At 57.3% G+C, this 14,860-nt stretch carries 20 protein-coding genes and 1 pseudogene; 11 read left to right on the top strand and 10 right to left on the bottom strand.

Annotated features, from left to right (window positions below):
- Positions 1-369 precede the first annotated feature (369 nt).
- Entirely contained in the window at positions 370-1,260 is an 891-nt protein-coding gene (locus AC2FNL_RS11910) for an AraC family transcriptional regulator (RefSeq protein ID WP_496833763.1), read from the bottom strand.
- Positions 1,261-1,420: 160 nt separating this feature from the next.
- Here AC2FNL_RS11910 and AC2FNL_RS11915 point away from each other — a divergent pair, with 160 nt between their 5' ends.
- Entirely contained in the window at positions 1,421-2,374 is a 954-nt protein-coding gene (locus tag AC2FNL_RS11915) for an SDR family oxidoreductase (RefSeq protein ID WP_496833764.1), read from the top strand.
- Between the two features lie 184 nt (positions 2,375-2,558).
- On the opposite strand, the gene AC2FNL_RS11920 is transcribed toward AC2FNL_RS11915, so the two are convergent.
- Positions 2,559-3,593 (bottom strand): amidohydrolase family protein, encoded by a 1,035-nt coding sequence (locus tag AC2FNL_RS11920; RefSeq protein ID WP_496833784.1) that lies wholly within the window; start codon positions 3,591-3,593, stop codon positions 2,559-2,561.
- Positions 3,594-3,614: 21 nt separating this feature from the next.
- On the bottom strand, positions 3,615-3,902 hold the full coding sequence (locus AC2FNL_RS11925) for a hypothetical protein (RefSeq protein ID WP_496833765.1): 288 nt from the start codon (positions 3,900-3,902) through the stop codon (positions 3,615-3,617).
- Positions 3,903-4,402: 500 nt separating this feature from the next.
- Between AC2FNL_RS11925 and AC2FNL_RS11930 the strand changes: the two genes are divergently transcribed.
- Together AC2FNL_RS11930 and nhaA are read left to right on the top strand one after the other, a co-directional pair.
- Positions 4,403-5,425: a hypothetical protein gene (locus AC2FNL_RS11930; RefSeq protein ID WP_496833766.1), complete on the top strand. Its 1,023-nt coding sequence runs from the start codon at positions 4,403-4,405 to the stop codon at positions 5,423-5,425.
- A 530-nt stretch (positions 5,426-5,955) separates the two neighbouring features.
- Complete coding sequence (nhaA, locus tag AC2FNL_RS11935) at positions 5,956-7,311, top strand: Na+/H+ antiporter NhaA (protein WP_496833767.1); 1,356 nt, start codon at positions 5,956-5,958, stop codon at positions 7,309-7,311.
- Positions 7,312-7,385: 74 nt separating this feature from the next.
- Here nhaA and AC2FNL_RS11940 read toward each other — a convergent pair whose 3' ends face one another.
- The 3 genes from AC2FNL_RS11940 to AC2FNL_RS11950 form a co-directional block, all read right to left on the bottom strand.
- Entirely contained in the window at positions 7,386-7,589 is a 204-nt protein-coding gene (locus tag AC2FNL_RS11940) for an SLC13 family permease (protein ID WP_496712207.1), read from the bottom strand.
- Between the two features lie 294 nt (positions 7,590-7,883).
- Positions 7,884-8,849, bottom strand: coding sequence for a fatty acid desaturase (locus AC2FNL_RS11945; RefSeq protein WP_496833768.1), 966 nt, complete (start codon positions 8,847-8,849; stop codon positions 7,884-7,886).
- Positions 8,850-9,145: 296 nt separating this feature from the next.
- Positions 9,146-9,388, bottom strand: coding sequence for a hypothetical protein (locus AC2FNL_RS11950; RefSeq protein WP_093963381.1), 243 nt, complete (start codon positions 9,386-9,388; stop codon positions 9,146-9,148).
- 154 nt (positions 9,389-9,542) lie between these two features.
- Between AC2FNL_RS11950 and AC2FNL_RS11955 the strand changes: the two genes are divergently transcribed.
- Entirely contained in the window at positions 9,543-10,277 is a 735-nt protein-coding gene (locus AC2FNL_RS11955; RefSeq protein ID WP_496833769.1) for a Crp/Fnr family transcriptional regulator, read from the top strand.
- Between the two features lie 58 nt (positions 10,278-10,335).
- Here the strand turns inward: AC2FNL_RS11955 and AC2FNL_RS11960 are convergent, their stop codons facing one another.
- From AC2FNL_RS11960 to AC2FNL_RS11970, 3 genes are all read right to left on the bottom strand, one after another.
- A complete protein-coding gene (locus AC2FNL_RS11960) occupies positions 10,336-10,524 on the bottom strand; it encodes a hypothetical protein (protein WP_496712156.1) in 189 nt (62 codons plus the stop codon).
- Between the two features lie 323 nt (positions 10,525-10,847).
- Positions 10,848-11,246 (bottom strand): hypothetical protein, encoded by a 399-nt coding sequence (locus AC2FNL_RS11965; protein WP_496833770.1) that lies wholly within the window; start codon positions 11,244-11,246, stop codon positions 10,848-10,850.
- Positions 11,243-11,665: a hypothetical protein gene (locus AC2FNL_RS11970; RefSeq protein WP_496833771.1), complete on the bottom strand. Its 423-nt coding sequence runs from the start codon at positions 11,663-11,665 to the stop codon at positions 11,243-11,245. Before AC2FNL_RS11970 ends, AC2FNL_RS11965 begins: the two co-directional genes overlap by 4 nt.
- A 346-nt stretch (positions 11,666-12,011) precedes the next feature.
- Here AC2FNL_RS11970 and AC2FNL_RS11975 point away from each other — a divergent pair, with 346 nt between their 5' ends.
- The 6 genes from AC2FNL_RS11975 to AC2FNL_RS12000 all read left to right on the top strand — a co-directional run bounded on the left by AC2FNL_RS11975 (position 12,012) and on the right by AC2FNL_RS12000 (position 14,382).
- Positions 12,012-12,284: a hypothetical protein gene (locus AC2FNL_RS11975; protein ID WP_496833772.1), complete on the top strand. Its 273-nt coding sequence runs from the start codon at positions 12,012-12,014 to the stop codon at positions 12,282-12,284.
- Positions 12,285-12,316: 32 nt separating this feature from the next.
- The gene (locus tag AC2FNL_RS11980) at positions 12,317-12,703 is read left to right on the top strand and encodes a hypothetical protein (protein ID WP_496712159.1); all 387 of its coding nucleotides are present in this window, start codon (positions 12,317-12,319) and stop codon (positions 12,701-12,703) included.
- 8 nt (positions 12,704-12,711) lie between these two features.
- Positions 12,712-13,170: a hypothetical protein gene (locus AC2FNL_RS11985; RefSeq protein WP_496833773.1), complete on the top strand. Its 459-nt coding sequence runs from the start codon at positions 12,712-12,714 to the stop codon at positions 13,168-13,170.
- 16 nt (positions 13,171-13,186) lie between these two features.
- Positions 13,187-13,678: a hypothetical protein gene (locus AC2FNL_RS11990; RefSeq protein ID WP_496833774.1), complete on the top strand. Its 492-nt coding sequence runs from the start codon at positions 13,187-13,189 to the stop codon at positions 13,676-13,678.
- Between the two features lie 73 nt (positions 13,679-13,751).
- Entirely contained in the window at positions 13,752-13,919 is a 168-nt protein-coding gene (locus AC2FNL_RS11995; protein WP_496833775.1) for a protease modulator HflK N-terminal domain-containing protein, read from the top strand.
- A 91-nt stretch (positions 13,920-14,010) separates the two neighbouring features.
- Positions 14,011-14,382, top strand: a complete 372-nt coding sequence (locus tag AC2FNL_RS12000; RefSeq protein ID WP_496833785.1) for a hypothetical protein — start codon at positions 14,011-14,013, stop codon at positions 14,380-14,382.
- Here the strand turns inward: AC2FNL_RS12000 and AC2FNL_RS12005 are convergent.
- Positions 14,332-14,630 (bottom strand): annotated as a pseudogene (locus AC2FNL_RS12005) (integrase core domain-containing protein); the annotation flags it as partial. The gene AC2FNL_RS12000 and the pseudogene AC2FNL_RS12005 overlap by 51 nt on opposite strands.
- 10 nt (positions 14,631-14,640) lie before the next feature.
- Here AC2FNL_RS12005 and AC2FNL_RS12010 point away from each other — a divergent pair.
- The coding region (locus AC2FNL_RS12010) for a hypothetical protein (RefSeq protein ID WP_496833776.1) at positions 14,641-14,860 on the top strand (220 nt) is incomplete at its 3' end.

Here is a 14,860-nt window from a genome sequence, read left to right on the forward strand (position 1 = left end):
GTCGACGATTTTTCGAGCGCGCTCACGTTTCCAGAAATCGGACGTTCCAGTCTGGTAGTGTTGCAAGTGTCCGACATTCGAAAATGCTAACACTGAAATATGAATTTGAGAATTCACAATGCCGCCTTAGGCAGTATCAGCGGCCAAGCTCCGGAAACCGCCCACCTGAACCGCTTCTGCGTACATGCCCGCAGGGACTTTGCGCTCGCGGCGAAAGTCCGCACGGTCGGCATGGCCGCCGCTGGTGCCGCATGCGGCATCGGGGAAATTGGGCTCTGAGCGGACCTTCGCTGAAACTTGGATGAATGTCCGCTCTGCGGGACGCAGCCGCCGTTCGTATCGCTTCCTCCAAGGTCCGCAGTCTTGGCTTCAGGCTATCCCTGTCGCCACGTGTCGGTCGTGGCTCCATTGTCGAGGTGATTGGCCATACATCCGTTTGAACTCGCGGCTGAACTGGGAGAAGCTTTGGTAGCCCACATCCCAGGCGGCCTCCGAAACGGTCTTTCCCTCGGCGATTTTCATCGCGGCTTTGTTCAGCCGCATCGATTTCACGAACTGGATCGGCGACACTGTCGTGGCTTCCTTGAAACGCCGATGGAAGACCGCGCGGCTCATGCCCACACGATCGGCCAAATCGTCGATGGTGACCTGCTCGTTCAGGTGGTTTGCAAGATAGTCGATGGTGCGCGCGATTTCGTTGCCGACGCCAAAGGCACGTCTTGCGGCGGTGCCGGCCTCGCCCATGAGCACCGCGTAGCACAGCTCGCGCAACCGCCCCGGTCCGAGCACCGCCAGATCAACCGGGTTTTCGAGCAGTTCGAGTAGCCGCAATAAAGCCTGCGAGAATCCAGCATCCCAAGACGCCAATGACAAAGCGGATGGCGCGCCACCCCAAGACTGTCTTCTGCCACCGGCGACGGTCTCGATTTCCATGGCAAGCTCGCGCATCAATCGTGGATCCAAAGTAATCACAACACCAAGCAGAGGATCTTCTTTAGAGGCCCGTGGCGTCCCTGCCTCAACCGGCAGGGTCATCGGGCACAACAAGTATTTCTCGCTGCCATAGACATGGTGCTCACCGTCCAGCACAGCTTTCTTGGTGCCGTTGAGTATGGCCACCACCGTTGGCTCATAGACGGCAGGCACGCAGGGCATGGGCTCGGTCACCCGGAAAAGCTGGACACCCTTCAGCGCGGTATCGACGACCCCCGCCTCGGGCAGGAGGCGTTCGATAAGGTGTCTGATCTGTTCTTTGCTCATGCGCTCTAGCTGACAGAGAACTTTCATCTTTACAATTGGGTTGAGACGATTGGGCAAGTAATCGAGAGAATTTCGCCTGTTTTCAGGTCCCGGCCACCTCTATCTGTGCTTCCAGACAACGACACCTAAACCGCCAACTTGGGCTGGCAGGAGATAGAAAATGGCAGACACGACATTCGGACCCAAAGGTTGGACACCGGAGCGCCTCGGCGACCTGTCGGGCAAGACCTACATCATCACCGGCGCCAACGCAGGCGCAGGCTTTCAAGCCTCGCGCACACTCTTGAAGAAGAACGCGAAGGTCGTGATGCTCAATCGCTCGGTTGAAAAATCCGAAGCGGCAGTCGCGGATTTGAAACAGGAATTCGGCGAGAATGCCGAGGTGAGCTTCATCCGCATGGACCTGGCCGTCCTGGGAAGCGTGCGCGAGGCCGCCGAAGAGGTCCTGAAGACAGTGCCTCGCATCGACGCGCTGATCAACAACGCGGCCATCGCGCAGGTGCCGACGCGCAAGCTGACGGTGGATGGTTTCGAAAGCCAGCTTGGCACCAACCACTACGGACATTTCCTGCTCAATGGTTTGCTCTTTGACCGCATTGCAGAAAGCAAAGGCCGGATCGTGGTCGTCGCCAGCCTCGGCTACAACATGGGCCTGAAGACCATCAAGTTTGATGATATGAACTGGGATGAGGGCTACGGCGCAAACACCGCCTATTCGCAAAGCAAACTGGCGCAGATGATGTTCGCCTACGAACTGCAGGACAGTCTGGCCGCTGCGGGGCGCAAAGATGTCGAGGTTTTCGTCTGCCATCCCGGCTCATCGGCGACGTCCCTGATCACCACAAGCGGCAGCCGCCCGATGCGGTTCATCTGGTGGCTGATGACCAAGACGCCGATGGTCCAGACAGCGGAACAGGGCTCCTACCCGGAAGTGATGTGCGCGACCGAAGAGACCCTGACCGAACAGCGCGCCCTCTATGGTCCGACAGGCTGGATGGAAGCAGTCGGCCCTGTCGGAAAAGGCACCTTGAACGCTCACGCCCATGACAAGGCGGTCATGGCGCGTCTTTGGCAGGTCTCCGAAAAAGCCGTCGGGTTCGAGTGGAAACTCTGACAGATAAATAGAATTCGCCTGCCAACGCACCCGTCCGTAGAACGGACACTGGTGCGCCGTGCAGCATTCGGGAGGTGTGGGCTCAGAGCGGTCATTTGTTGCATTCGCCATGAGCAACCGCTGTGCGGACTCTTCGATCATTCGCATGCAACACCAGTGTCTATCTTGACCCTTGGCAAATGGCTCAGGCCAGATTGTTCTTGTGCGCTTTGCCGTTCTTCATAATCACATTGAAATTGTCCGCAGAGCCCATGACCGTAAGGTCGGCAATCGGGTCTCCGTCCACGAGCAGAGTATCGGCGTAGGCCCCGGGTTGGATGACACCGACTGGACCAGCTTGGTAGGGATTGCGCGGGCCGGTCAAGTCCCAAAGCTGACCATTTAGACCAGTTGCCTGCCGCAAAATTTCGGCGTTGCTGAACCATGGCGTCCTGAGCTGCAATTCCTCCAACTGCGTTGCTTTCGTTTGCCTCGATCCGACGAAGTCTGTTCCGAGTGCAATTTTAGCTCCGGACTCTCGCGCTAATCGAAGCATGGCGTCGAGACCATCAAACGCCATCTTTTGGCGCTCTGCCTGGGCGGGCGTGAACCCTGCCGGAATGTCTGCTGCAAAAAAGCCAACTTGGGTTGAAAGCCAGACCCCTTTTTCCACGGCCAACTCCATCGACTCAGGCGTCATGAGGTTGCAGTGTTCAATACATTGGTAACCTGCCTCAATGGCAGCCCGAACCGATGTGTCCATGTATGCGTGCGAGGTCGCGTAAGTATTCCAACGTTTGGCCTCCTCTACTGCCGCTTCGAGTTCTGCCGGCGAATACTCGTTGATATCCAATGGGTCGTAGAGGCCAGTCACGGCGCCGCCTGAAAAGACTTTGATGAAGTGCGCACCCTGCCGGAACTGCTCGCGTGCAGCCGCCAGAACTTCAGGAACCCCGTCTGCGAAAAGTGTGATCCCAAGTCGCTCCGCTTCTGTGAACGGCGGCCCGCCGAAGGCTCTCGGACGCACGGATCGCGGCCGAAGGTCGCCATGACCGGCGGTCATTGAAATCGCAGCGTTTGACGCCTGAATGCGCGGACCGGGGTGAAGGCCCTCGTCTATGGCGCGCGCCAAACCGAGAATGCCGCCACCAGTATCACGGACACTGGTAAAGCCACGCATCAGGGTGGCTTCACTTTCGCTCAATGCCAATGCAGCAATGTAATCTGGACGTGCTGTCAGGAAGCCAGCAGGGTCCTGGTTTCACTGCAGGTGCACATGCATGTCGAGGAGCCCCGGCATCAAGGTCCGTCCATCTCCATCGACGCGCGGCACTTCTGGCGCGGCATCAACAGCGGGCGAGACATCCTTGATCATCTCCCCTTCGACAAGAACGTTCGTGAGTTCGGTCAACTCATCGGACATCCCGTCATAAACACGCACGTTCGTTAAGAGCATTGCATCCGGAGCTTGAGCTCGGGCTCGCGCTGGCACCAGCGCCAGCGCAGCGGTCGATGCAAGGCTGGACAAAAATACGCGTTTGGAGATCATAACTGAACCCTCAAGATGGCGAAGAAGTTATTGAAGGCTACCTCAGGCTCGCCTGTAAAACCATCTGGTAAACCTGATGAAGAGGGTGACGTAAGGTATCGAGCTATTAGGGTGTTAAACTGAAGGTAATCCTACGTAGCAAGAACGCCCGCTTTGGGCTCGAAGCCGACCTGCGGCGGCGCGGCATGCATCGCGAGTGCCCACCCCTCAGATCGACATCAACGGCCCAAAGCGGACGAAGAACGGCCGTCAACATGCTGCGATGCGGCCCGCCAAAGCCTCCGTTTGCTGCAACTGCATGAAGATCCGAAGAAGGCAGGTCGAGACCAGAGAACAAAGTGCCAAGTCGCCGCGGAAGAGCCAAGATCAGCTTTGGAGAACCGTGGTTACTGCCTGTCACTTACAGTACTAATTTTTGATCAAGTGAAATCGCCTGCAGAACCGCTTGCACGTTGTTCAGGCAGGTAGCATCGTCGTGTTACTGCTGGGGAACGACATCCATGATACTCTACAAGACAATAGCCCTAAAGTTCGGTCGCAACTTTGAACGCGAGCAGCCGGGAAGCTTGGTTGGCCTCGATGGTCACCCGGTCCTGCCAGAAGATATTCGTCAGCATTGGCGAAGCGTTCTCGGCGATATCGCTTCGGCTAGAATCTATTTGCTTGACCACAATGCCGCGAGTTACCTCGATTCCTTAAGAATGAATGTTCAAGGAATGCCATGGGAGGACCGGCCCGAATCTGACATTCAAAGCTATGTCCGTGACGTCGATTTTCCGCGCGATCTGATTTGGGTCGAGTACGACGACCGCAAACTATGGGAGGATCGTGTTGCGCGACGAATAACGACCCAGACCGAGGACGAGTTAAACAACCGGCGTCAACGGGGGTTTCTCTTCGACAATCGAGCGCACGATATGCTGACCGTGCGTCTTTTCTCTGCTTTGACAGACACTTTCTTTCTCGACGCGCCATTGGTGCTGGAAATATCGAAAGACAAGGATGGTCGCCCTGACTTCACCAATATACGATGGAGCCCAAAAAGAACGGTAATAGCCGGACTTGTGCGGGCCGGGTTTCTGAGAGACGAAGCATCGGCACTAGAATTCTTTGAAGAGCATAGGGGTCACGTGACCTACGAAATGGTGATCGGCTTCATGCTTTTTGCGGCCCTTGCGGCACGTGAAGATGATTTGGTGCTGCAAGAAGATCGAAGCCTCTCGAATGCGCAAGCCAAGACTGCTCGTAAATTCGGAAAGACTTGGATGGCAGAAGCGCTAAAATCTCACGTCACCATTCGAATTGGACCGGCCGCTGAGCGGCATATGACTGAGCAAAAGGCGCGGCTTCGTTTTGAGGAAGAACAGACAACAGGCCGCGCCGCACCAACAGAACATTGGGTGGCGGAACATGAAAGACGCTATGCAAATGGTAAGGTGGTGCGGGTTCGGGCGCACAAACGCGGGCAATCAGCTGACAGGAAATTGCCGGCGCGGGTCGTGGGGCCGAAAAAGCAAGACTGACTTTTTGGTGTTGCATTTGGAGGGATTCCGCTAATCTGATCGTCATGGCCTCGGTCGGCCCACAGCAGAACTCGACACGGCTCCGATTTGCTGCAGTCGCAGCCTGCTTTCCCGACATTCGCTACGTTCGCCAAATCTTCAGGCCTACGAACTCTCAAATCGCGGACAACGCGAAACCCAACCGCTGGCGCCCAGTAGTCACTTGAAATTGCAACGCGTCGGGCGGGTCTTGCTAACTCTACATGCCCGGCATACGCACCTCCCTTCATAGAACGCCTACAATCTGGGCGGTCTGCGTCTACAGCCAAGTATTGACTGTGACATAATGGGGCGAAATGCAATCTCCATCGGTATGCTCCTCTCGCTAAGCTATTTCTACAACAATAGCTGCGGTGGTCTTGGCGGGAAGGCAGTTCATCCCATCAGGTCACGTGAATGGCACCTGCATAGCAAGACATTGATCCGCGCGGTGATTGCGTCCACGCTTCAATGGCGTAGTCTCTTTTCACCCGAATTGGCGTAGTTGTCCCATGATAGACAATCATCAAAGCCTGCCCCAAGAGTCCGCCGATAGAATAACAAAACCCTTGGCACGCTTCCTAGAGATCCAAGCGGCCGCGAGTGGGCTCCTGTTCCTAGCTGTCCTGCTGGCTTTGGCGCTGGCAAACTCGCCTTGGCAAGAAGGCTTCCTGGGCTTCTGGAAGACCCCAATTGGCCTGACATTCGGTTCGTTCGATTTCACCCGCTCGCTGAGACACTGGATCAACGACGGGCTGATGACCCTCTTCTTTTTTGTGCTTTCTCTAGAGCTCAAGCGCGAGATCGTTCTGGGCGAATTGCGAAACCCGCGACAGGCCGCCCTGCCGTTCGCAGGCGCTTTGGGTGGCATGGTAGTGCCGGTCGCGCTCTATCTTATACTGATGTCCGGGCAGCCCGGGGCGCACGGCTGGGGAACTGTAATGGCAACCGATACGGCGTTCGTGATTGGGTGCCTGGCGCTTTTCGGAAGCCGGATCCCGTCCACCTTGCGTCTGTTCCTGCTTTCTCTAGCCATTTTTGACGATGTCGGCGCAATTCTCGTTGTCGCCTTCGGATACGGGGAAGCGTTGAACTGGTCGGGGATCGGTTTGGGTCTGCTGGGAATTGGTATCGTCGCCGGCGCCTCGCGCGTCGGGATCAGAAGTGTCCCGGTTTATTTTCTTCTCGGTGCGGCAGTCTGGCTTTGCATCGACGCCTCCGGCGTACACGCGACTATCGCGGGGGTCATTCTGGGACTGATGACACCGACGCGCAGATGGGTAAGCGATGCCCGGCTGCATGCCATCCTTGGGCGCCTGCGCGTCGTTCCGGCCGGTGATCGGCAGCAGGGAAATACCGCCAGCCGCCATGACCTGCGTCAAGCCAGCAGAGCCGTCACGGAGGCGCTCTCTCCAGTCGAACGACTCGAAATGATGCTGCACCCCTGGGTCGGCTTTGCAATCATGCCGATCTTCGCGCTGGCAAATGCCGGCATCACGATTCAGGATGCCGATTTCGGACAACCGGTCTCCTTGGCAATAATTGTCGGACTGGTGTTGGGAAAGCCGATCGGCGTCTTCGGATTCAGCTGGCTTGCTGTCCGATCAGGCCTGGCAGTGCTCGCGCCGGGCTTGTCGGGGCCGTTGGTTCTGGCCGGCTCGTTTCTCACAGGTATCGGTTTCACGATGTCGCTGTTCATAGCGGGCTTGGCTTTTGATCCGGCGACACTGAACGCTGCAAAGCTGGGAATTCTCTCAGGATCAGCCCTTGCCGCAACGGTCGGGATCCTCATGCTGCTCCTGCTGACACTTCATGCAGCGCACAAAAAAAACGCCACAGGTGCAGCAGAACCAGACCGGAAAACCTAGAATAGGAAGAATAGCGTCGCGATGAGAAACGCCGCTGTACCGGCGACCGGGCGCTTGCTCCCTGCGGCGACAACCTAGTTCGCAAGTGCGTCGAGAAGCCCGGCTCGGACCAGCGCGCCGCTGATTACGAACATCGCGGCGATCGTTTTGGGCGCTGGGTTCGAAAACACTGCCAGAACTTCATTCGTGGGAACAAACCTCAAGACGAAAAACAGTGCGGCGGCCCCTGCAGCGGTTACATCCGGTTCGAAGCGCTCGGAAAGAAATGCTGCGAACAGAAGGACGACAACGGCGAGCGCGAGATAGGGTTAATTGTCGGCGATGAGATCAATAAGCCCGCCCTCCTTCATTCATACCTTTGCCGCTGACGATATGGCGGTCGCAGCATCCACCTTCCCAAATAGAACACCAACTGAAAAATCAGCCCAATTGTCTCGACAATACTGGCTCAGAAAGAAACACTCCCGGCAGAGACGTAGCCGTCCGTTCAGCGACAAGTATCCTATTTAGGTGGCCCCCAGTTTCCAATCCAACGCTCCAATTCACTGACCAGTGGCAATATTGCGCAAGGCTCAGGCGGGAAGTGCTCGGGCCTCTGCAAACGTCAGCAATCTGCGGCTTTTCTCATCCCAAAGGTGCAGTCGCGCGCAGCGGAAACTTTCCCAAAGCGTGAAGCGTCTGGTCTGTGCCAGGACATCGTGATCCTTGACTACGTCGTGTAAACGGTAAAACGGGATGCGGCTGGCCAGGTGATGTACATGGTGGACTCCGATGTTCCCGGTGATCCAGCGCAGGATGCCAGGCAGGTCGTAGTGCGAACTACCGTGAAGGGACGCATCCTCGATGTTCCAGTCTTCCTCGTGCCGCCAGCTGGTTTCCTCGAACTGATGCTGCACGTAGAAAAACCACATGCCGGCAATCGCTGCCAGAAACATCGTCGGCAGGAAGACGAACAGCAGTACCTCCCAGCCGCCCAGCCAGACAATCACTGTCAGAGTGAGGCCAATGGCAGCGTTTGTCGCCATCGCACTCAGCCAGTAGCGACCGCCGGACCGCATCAGTTGGACGGGCAGCCGATTGTGCAGGAAGAACGTATAAAATGGCACCACGCCAAACAGGAAAACCGGATGGCGGACGAGTCGGTAAAGCGCCCTGCCCAGCCAACCCTTTTCGCGGTATTCTGTGATCGTGAGCAACGGTAGGTCTCCGACGCCCCGGCGATCGAGGTTCCCTATAGTGGCATGGTGGATCGCGTGGGTCTTGCGCCAGACGTCATAGGGCGTCAGCGTGATGACGCCGATGATACGGCCAATCCAATCACACAGACGCCGGTCGCGGAACAGGGAACCATGCCCGCAGTCGTGCTGGATTACGAACAACCGGAAAAGAAAGGCTGCATTGGCAATTGCGAGGGCGATCGCCAACGCGGTGCTGATCGAGAGCACCCACCACGCAACCGCCCATATTGCCAGGAAAGGCACTAGCGTGACGGTTAGTTCGAAAATACTGCGGGAAGGGATTGGCTGCCGGTATTTCACCAGAGTTCGTTTCCAGTCAGATGTGGTCAGTCGGGTCGCTTCCAGCCTCGGACCGGTTGCATCGCAGGGATACCCCACGCAGGGGCCCCGGCTCGTGATGGACAAATGATCCGACTGGACCCGCGCGTGTCGCGCGGTCAAGGCAGGTCGGGCGTTTGGAATGTCAGATTGGATGCCACCGTTTTGGCGGCCCGCGCCAACCGACATGTTCTGCTGACGTGGCCGTTGGCCCCTTGCATCGTGCGAGTTGGACGACGTCGGCATGGAAGGTGTCTACCCCGCTGCTACTAGGTATGTCATACCGGCGGCCTCCGGACGGAGTTCCCGCCAGCAATGATCCGGTTGATGAGAACGGCCACGGCCCGATGCGCCTCTATCTCGCCATCCGTAACACCTGCGCCTTCATGCGTCTTTGCCGCATCGCGCAGGATGCCCACGACCTCGCGTTCGGACAAGAGGTTGCGATCGTTCATCGCCAGCAGCATAGACTCGCAGATTGAGAGGGCCGCCATGCCCGAGAAATCTTTTGCGCTACCCATATTTTAGGCTTCCTTCCGGGTATCGGTAAAACAACGCGCGGCCGAGCGGCCTCGCTTATCCCAAGCATCTTCGCAGAAAACAGGGTATGCTGAGCTAACCGAAAGCAGTCTCCGCACGAACGCACCCAAAGATTTTTCGGCTTGCGAGGCTCCGATGACGGATATCTTAGAAAGTCCGCTTACAAAGAAGTTGCAAGTCTTCGTCGCCTTGTCCGACGATGAATTGGACGTTTTGAAGCGTCTGCATCTGCGCCGCCGGTCCTTCACGGCGGGGCGTGATCTCGTGCATCAGGGGCAATCTGACCAGGCCGCTTACATACTGGCCGCCGGCTGGGTGTGTTCCTACAAGCTACAGCCGGACGGTACCCGACAGATCGTAGACGTCCAGATACCAGGGGATTTTCTTGGATTGCGCAGCGTCCTGCTGCGCACCTCCGACCACAGCTTCGAGCCGGTCACGGACATTCAGGCGGTGGAGGTTCTCGCGGACGACCTTCTGGATGCATTCACGAAAACGCCTCGCCTGGCGGCGGCCTTTCTTTGGGCAGCATCACGGGACGAAGCCATGGTCGTCGAGCATCTCGTTGGAGTTGGCCGACGGTCCGCGGATGCGCGCATGGCGCACTTCCTTCTGGAACTGGGGGCACGGCTGAAGTTGGTCGGAATGGGGAGAAAGGAAGGGTACGCCTGTCCATTGACACAGTATCATCTTGCGGATGCACTCGGCCTAAGTGCGGTCCATGTGAACCGTGTTTTGCGGAAGCTACGCGAAAACGGTCTGCTGACCTTTCAGGACGGCCGCGTGACATTCGACGACTATGACGGGTTGGTGGCCATTTCGGGTTTCGATCCGGCGTATCTGGATCAGATCGACCCACTTTTGAAATGAATGAGGCCGCCCAAAGATAGACTTAAGGCGGCCCGGTTTTCTTCTGAGACGAGAGAAGTCAGCTAATCGCTTTTGCGGCCGCGTCGAGTTCCCTGTTCATCGCGTCGTATTGATTCGCCTCGTGCGCTTTCTCGGCTGCCTGGTAATGTTTCAGCGCCCGATCCTTTCTGGGGCCGGCCGGCGCTTTGTGACAGGCTGCTTTGACCGAGGCCATCTTCTCAGCCGAATTGGTTTGTTGAGGTGTCATAAGATTGTCCTTTCTTGGACGTTCCGAGAATAAGAAGCGCGGGGAAATGCAATCCACTTTTTAAACGATACCCCTCCCGCGCTCCTCTGATGCTCGAAATAAGTGCCGCCGGAGATTCGGCAGGCACGAAGTCATGTACCCATCTTCTCCACTCCGCTGCACTGACGCAGGTTAGCCCGGGACGCTCGAAAGTTGGACTGTCCGCTTGGGCATCGGCTGCAGTGATCAAGTTCTGGTTCTGAATCCAGACCCCAGGGGCCGGTTCACATGTCAATAGGTTCGTTAGAGGTTTCGCCCCAAGGTGAAGATTCATCCTGTGGGAGTCAGGTGGTAGGGGTTTGCTGATGTGACAGCCGCAGCCACCGACCGTTGTCCAGAAAATATGTGGACGCGCAGAGCGCCTCATAGATTGGTGAACCCGGCTTTTCGGCGAATACGCGGTAGGCCAGCACGGCAACGGCTCCTTGCCTGATTTGGCTACGGTCTTTCATTTCCACGGTTCGCCAGCCCGTGTTTTTCTTCATATGCTCCAGAATCTGTCCGCCCTGAAGGATGCCTGGCGGATATGGAAGTATCATCACTGCATTTGTTGCAGTCACCGTGCGAGCGCTGTCCGCGCCGCTGGTCCAGTGCCGCGCCTCCAGATCCCAGAGGATCGCATTGTCATGACCGGGTAAACCGCCTTGCCTGCGATCGCCGTCCTGTGCTTTGCCCAAGGTCATTGGCCCGTTCCCGGAGTGCCTGCGAGTATTAATTGCACAATCAGAAAGAAGATCGCCAGTACCACCCAAATCAGTCCAGACAAATTTGCCGGCCGGTTTTCCACGCCACCAGAAACAGCCCTTAAACGCCTGTGGCGTTTGGGAAGAAGACGGGTCAGTTCCCGCGCGACCGAACTGTAATCCTGTTTGAGTTCGGGCACGTCACGAAATTGCGACAACAGCATCTCCAGTCGCGAACTAGCGGCGTCTTCCTCCAAAGCGGCGAGCGCGGCTGCCTCTTCCCAAGGTTCGAGTTCTAGCCTTGCGAGGGCCGAAAGTACCGTAATAGCATTGCCTTTCCGGTCCTCACCAACGAAGGCTTGCAAAAACCGATCGAACTCAGGGCTATGCGGGTAAAGAATTCCACCTGCGAGCATCACCGTTTCCTCCTTTTCAATGCTTTCGGACCTTGGGAGCGAACGTGCCGACTGAACGGGGCCTCCTTTGGCAGGATCAAAATGTTTCGGATTGTTTCGATCATACCCGCATCGCCTGGAGCAAGCGCTTACGCAGATCAGCCGGTGTCCATGCCTCTGAATTCAAGCATCAGGGCAGCTCCAAGGTTCGCCTGCACGGCCTGGGTCTCAGCGGCGCTAACATGGGTCAGCGCGCACCGCCCGGTTCTGGGATAATTTATGATGACCGCAAATGCAGGCTGCCTCTCTGCAGTCAGGATACGGCAGCCCTTGCAGCGCGGAAGGCACGTATACATCGCGGAGACCGGAGATGGCGCTGCGTTCAATCAGATCCACCGTAACCTTCCCGCGCCCGTTTACCCTATCCGGATATTCGGACGAGCTGCCTGCCGGTGAATACGAAGTATTGGTTGAGGAAGAGCTTATCGAGACGCTGAGTTTCCCGGCTTACCGCAGAACAGCGATTTTTCTGACCGTAATCGGCAAGGGGCGTTCGCTGGGTCGAACAGAAATGCGACCAATTTCCTGGACCGACCTGGAAACGGCACTTGGCCGCGGCATTCAGCATGACACCTTAAGTTAGCGAGGCGGCGCTTTGCCGCTGGAGGAACTAAAATGAACACTCCCGAATGGCTTAAACCCGGCCTCTACGGCGCCGTCATCGGCGCGGTACTTGTTAGTGTATCTGGATTTTCTTGGGGCGGCTGGGAAACCAGCCGAACCTCGAGCGACATGTCCCTCGCGATGGCTCGCGAACACGTTGTCATCGCATTGGTGCCCGTCTGTCTCGACATGGCCCGAACCGATCCGGAACGGGCCGCCAAGATGGCAGCGATCCGGGCAGCCTCTACCTTCCGGCAGCGAGAGGCCCTCATGGCGGCTGGCTGGGCGACAGTACCGGGGACAGAGACCCCGAACCGGAACCTCGCGCAAGCCTGCCTTGCGGCCCTTGACGTAAACAAGTCACCGGAGCGTCCGGAAAACACGATCAATCAAGGATGAGCAGCGCCATGTCACCACCTCTGCCTGAAACAACCGATCTTGAACGGCGCGTTCTAGCCCATGAACGGGTTCTCCAGTCGCTTATTGCTTACATGTCCCACAAGGAACCGCGGTTCCTTGAGCACCTTAAGAAGCGTTTTGTTGAGTCGATGGCTATGGAGCGGCACGAGCATGACCACCGGAACGCGGATGATTATGCCGAGGAGTTCATTCGCGCCGTGATGGCCCTTGGAGAAACGCAATTGCCAAAGGCGGCGAGTTCCAGGGTTCTCAAGCAGCCATTGCACCAACCGAAAAAGAGACAAACTTCGGCACACCCCTATTATCCCACTGCGCAAGCTGATCGTGTCCGTGTCAGGGAGCGGAATGGGATCTGGGAGGTCAAGGTGGATGGTGTGTTCCACGGGGACTACCACGACAAGGGCAATGCTCTGGCAGCCGCAGCCTTGGCTCGATTGTCGCTTTGAGGAAAGGACATCTCCGATGAACGAGTTAGTCAGAAAGTCCATTGCGGTTTTCGCCAGGCCGTTCAGTTTGCGTGGCTTAGACGAGACGCTTCCAGCAGGAGAGTACGACATTGAAACGGAACTGAGTTCACCGCCCGACTGCCTGCATCCTGAAGCCTGGAAAGCGTCTGTAGCGGTGAGACTGCATTCTCGGGCATCCCACCCCGGACTGGCGAGAACCTTGACCGTTTCACTGGCCGACCTCGATGACGCCCTAGCAAAGGACAAGCTGACCGGAAAAGATCTGGCCGAGATTTTTCTGGAGGAAATGCTTGCAGACCCGATGATTCGGCTGGTGATGGAGGCCGACGGCGTTTCCGAGTTGCAGCTTCGGCATCTCTACTCGGGCGGGCGGGCAACCCAGACAGACAAAGACGCGCCGGGTGCGGCTCCGGCAGCTAAATTGCCAAAGGAAATTTCAGCGATACAGGCCGCGGAGAACGAAGGAATGCCGACACAGGGAGAATAAGACGCGCGGATGCCCCCGCGACCGCCACGGTCTGCGCCGGGTGCCGGTCCGCGCAAGCAAGAGAGGAAACAATATGCCCGGCCAGAACGGCGGCCCGGAAGACCGTGGACCATGGCAAAGCAAACAGAAACGCAAACCGCCCGAGATTGACGATCTCCTTCGTCACGGCCGCGACCGGCTGGGCGGACTGCTCCCTGATGGGTGGCCTCGTCTGAGGGGGTACTGGTTGCAGGAACGATAGTCTTGGTGGCTGTTGTTGCCCCCTTTCTTGATACACTGTCCCGAGCGACTCTGTCGCTGTTGCCCAGCGTTTTGGCAGATACACTGCTGAGATTCCGCCTGACCTGCATTTCAAATTCCCGCTTGGCATCGACGTTGCCACACTGATGCCTGTGAAACGGCAACTGAAGCACGAATTTGGATTCACCACGCCGGGCAGAGGTGATCCCTTCCAAAGTCCGTCAGACGGCCGACGCGAAGCCGAAGTGGTCACGGTAGATCTGAACGCCGCGCTTGTGGAACGGCTGGTGCAATACCGGATCTCGGACCCCCTGAAGTTCCTGTTCGAGGTTCGTGAACCGAGTGCAACTTTGCGCTATGTCTCTGAATCCGTGATGGACCTGTCACGTTTCCGTGCCGCCCCAAGTTCTCATTTACGCGGCCTGAGCTTCGAAGGCCAAGGGGCTTTTCCAACCAAAGGCTGAGTGCCTTCGGCGAGGATTGTAGAATCCGTTGATGTATCCGAAGTTCGCCAGATCGGGCGCCCTGCGGGTGGGTCAAGGCCGCTGCCACAGCAATTAAGCCTTCATCGTCTTGAAGAAGGTTTCGACTGCCGCGTTGTCATAGCAATTGCCTGTGCGGCTCATCGATACCTTGAACCCGTGCTGCTGCAGAAGCTTCTGGTTTCGTGAGGGCAGTGTCGGCTGCCTCGATCCGTGTGATGGTTGCAGCCTGTCCTTGCGTTGGCTCTGGCTGAGGGGCCGGTTGCGGAAGGCCCGATACCCTCGTGGGCTGACTTCCATCATCTGGCACAGCCGTTCGACGAGCAGCATGTCGGCGTTCTTTGCCCTTTCGGCAGATTTGCCGAGCAAATCGCTTGCCGGGCAACCCAGGCCTGGATCAGCAATCTCTTCACGACATCAATGACGTCGATGGATCAGGGCAAGTCGCTGGCGACGGTAG

Source organism: Ruegeria sp. CRTD044 (assembly GCF_059613485.1).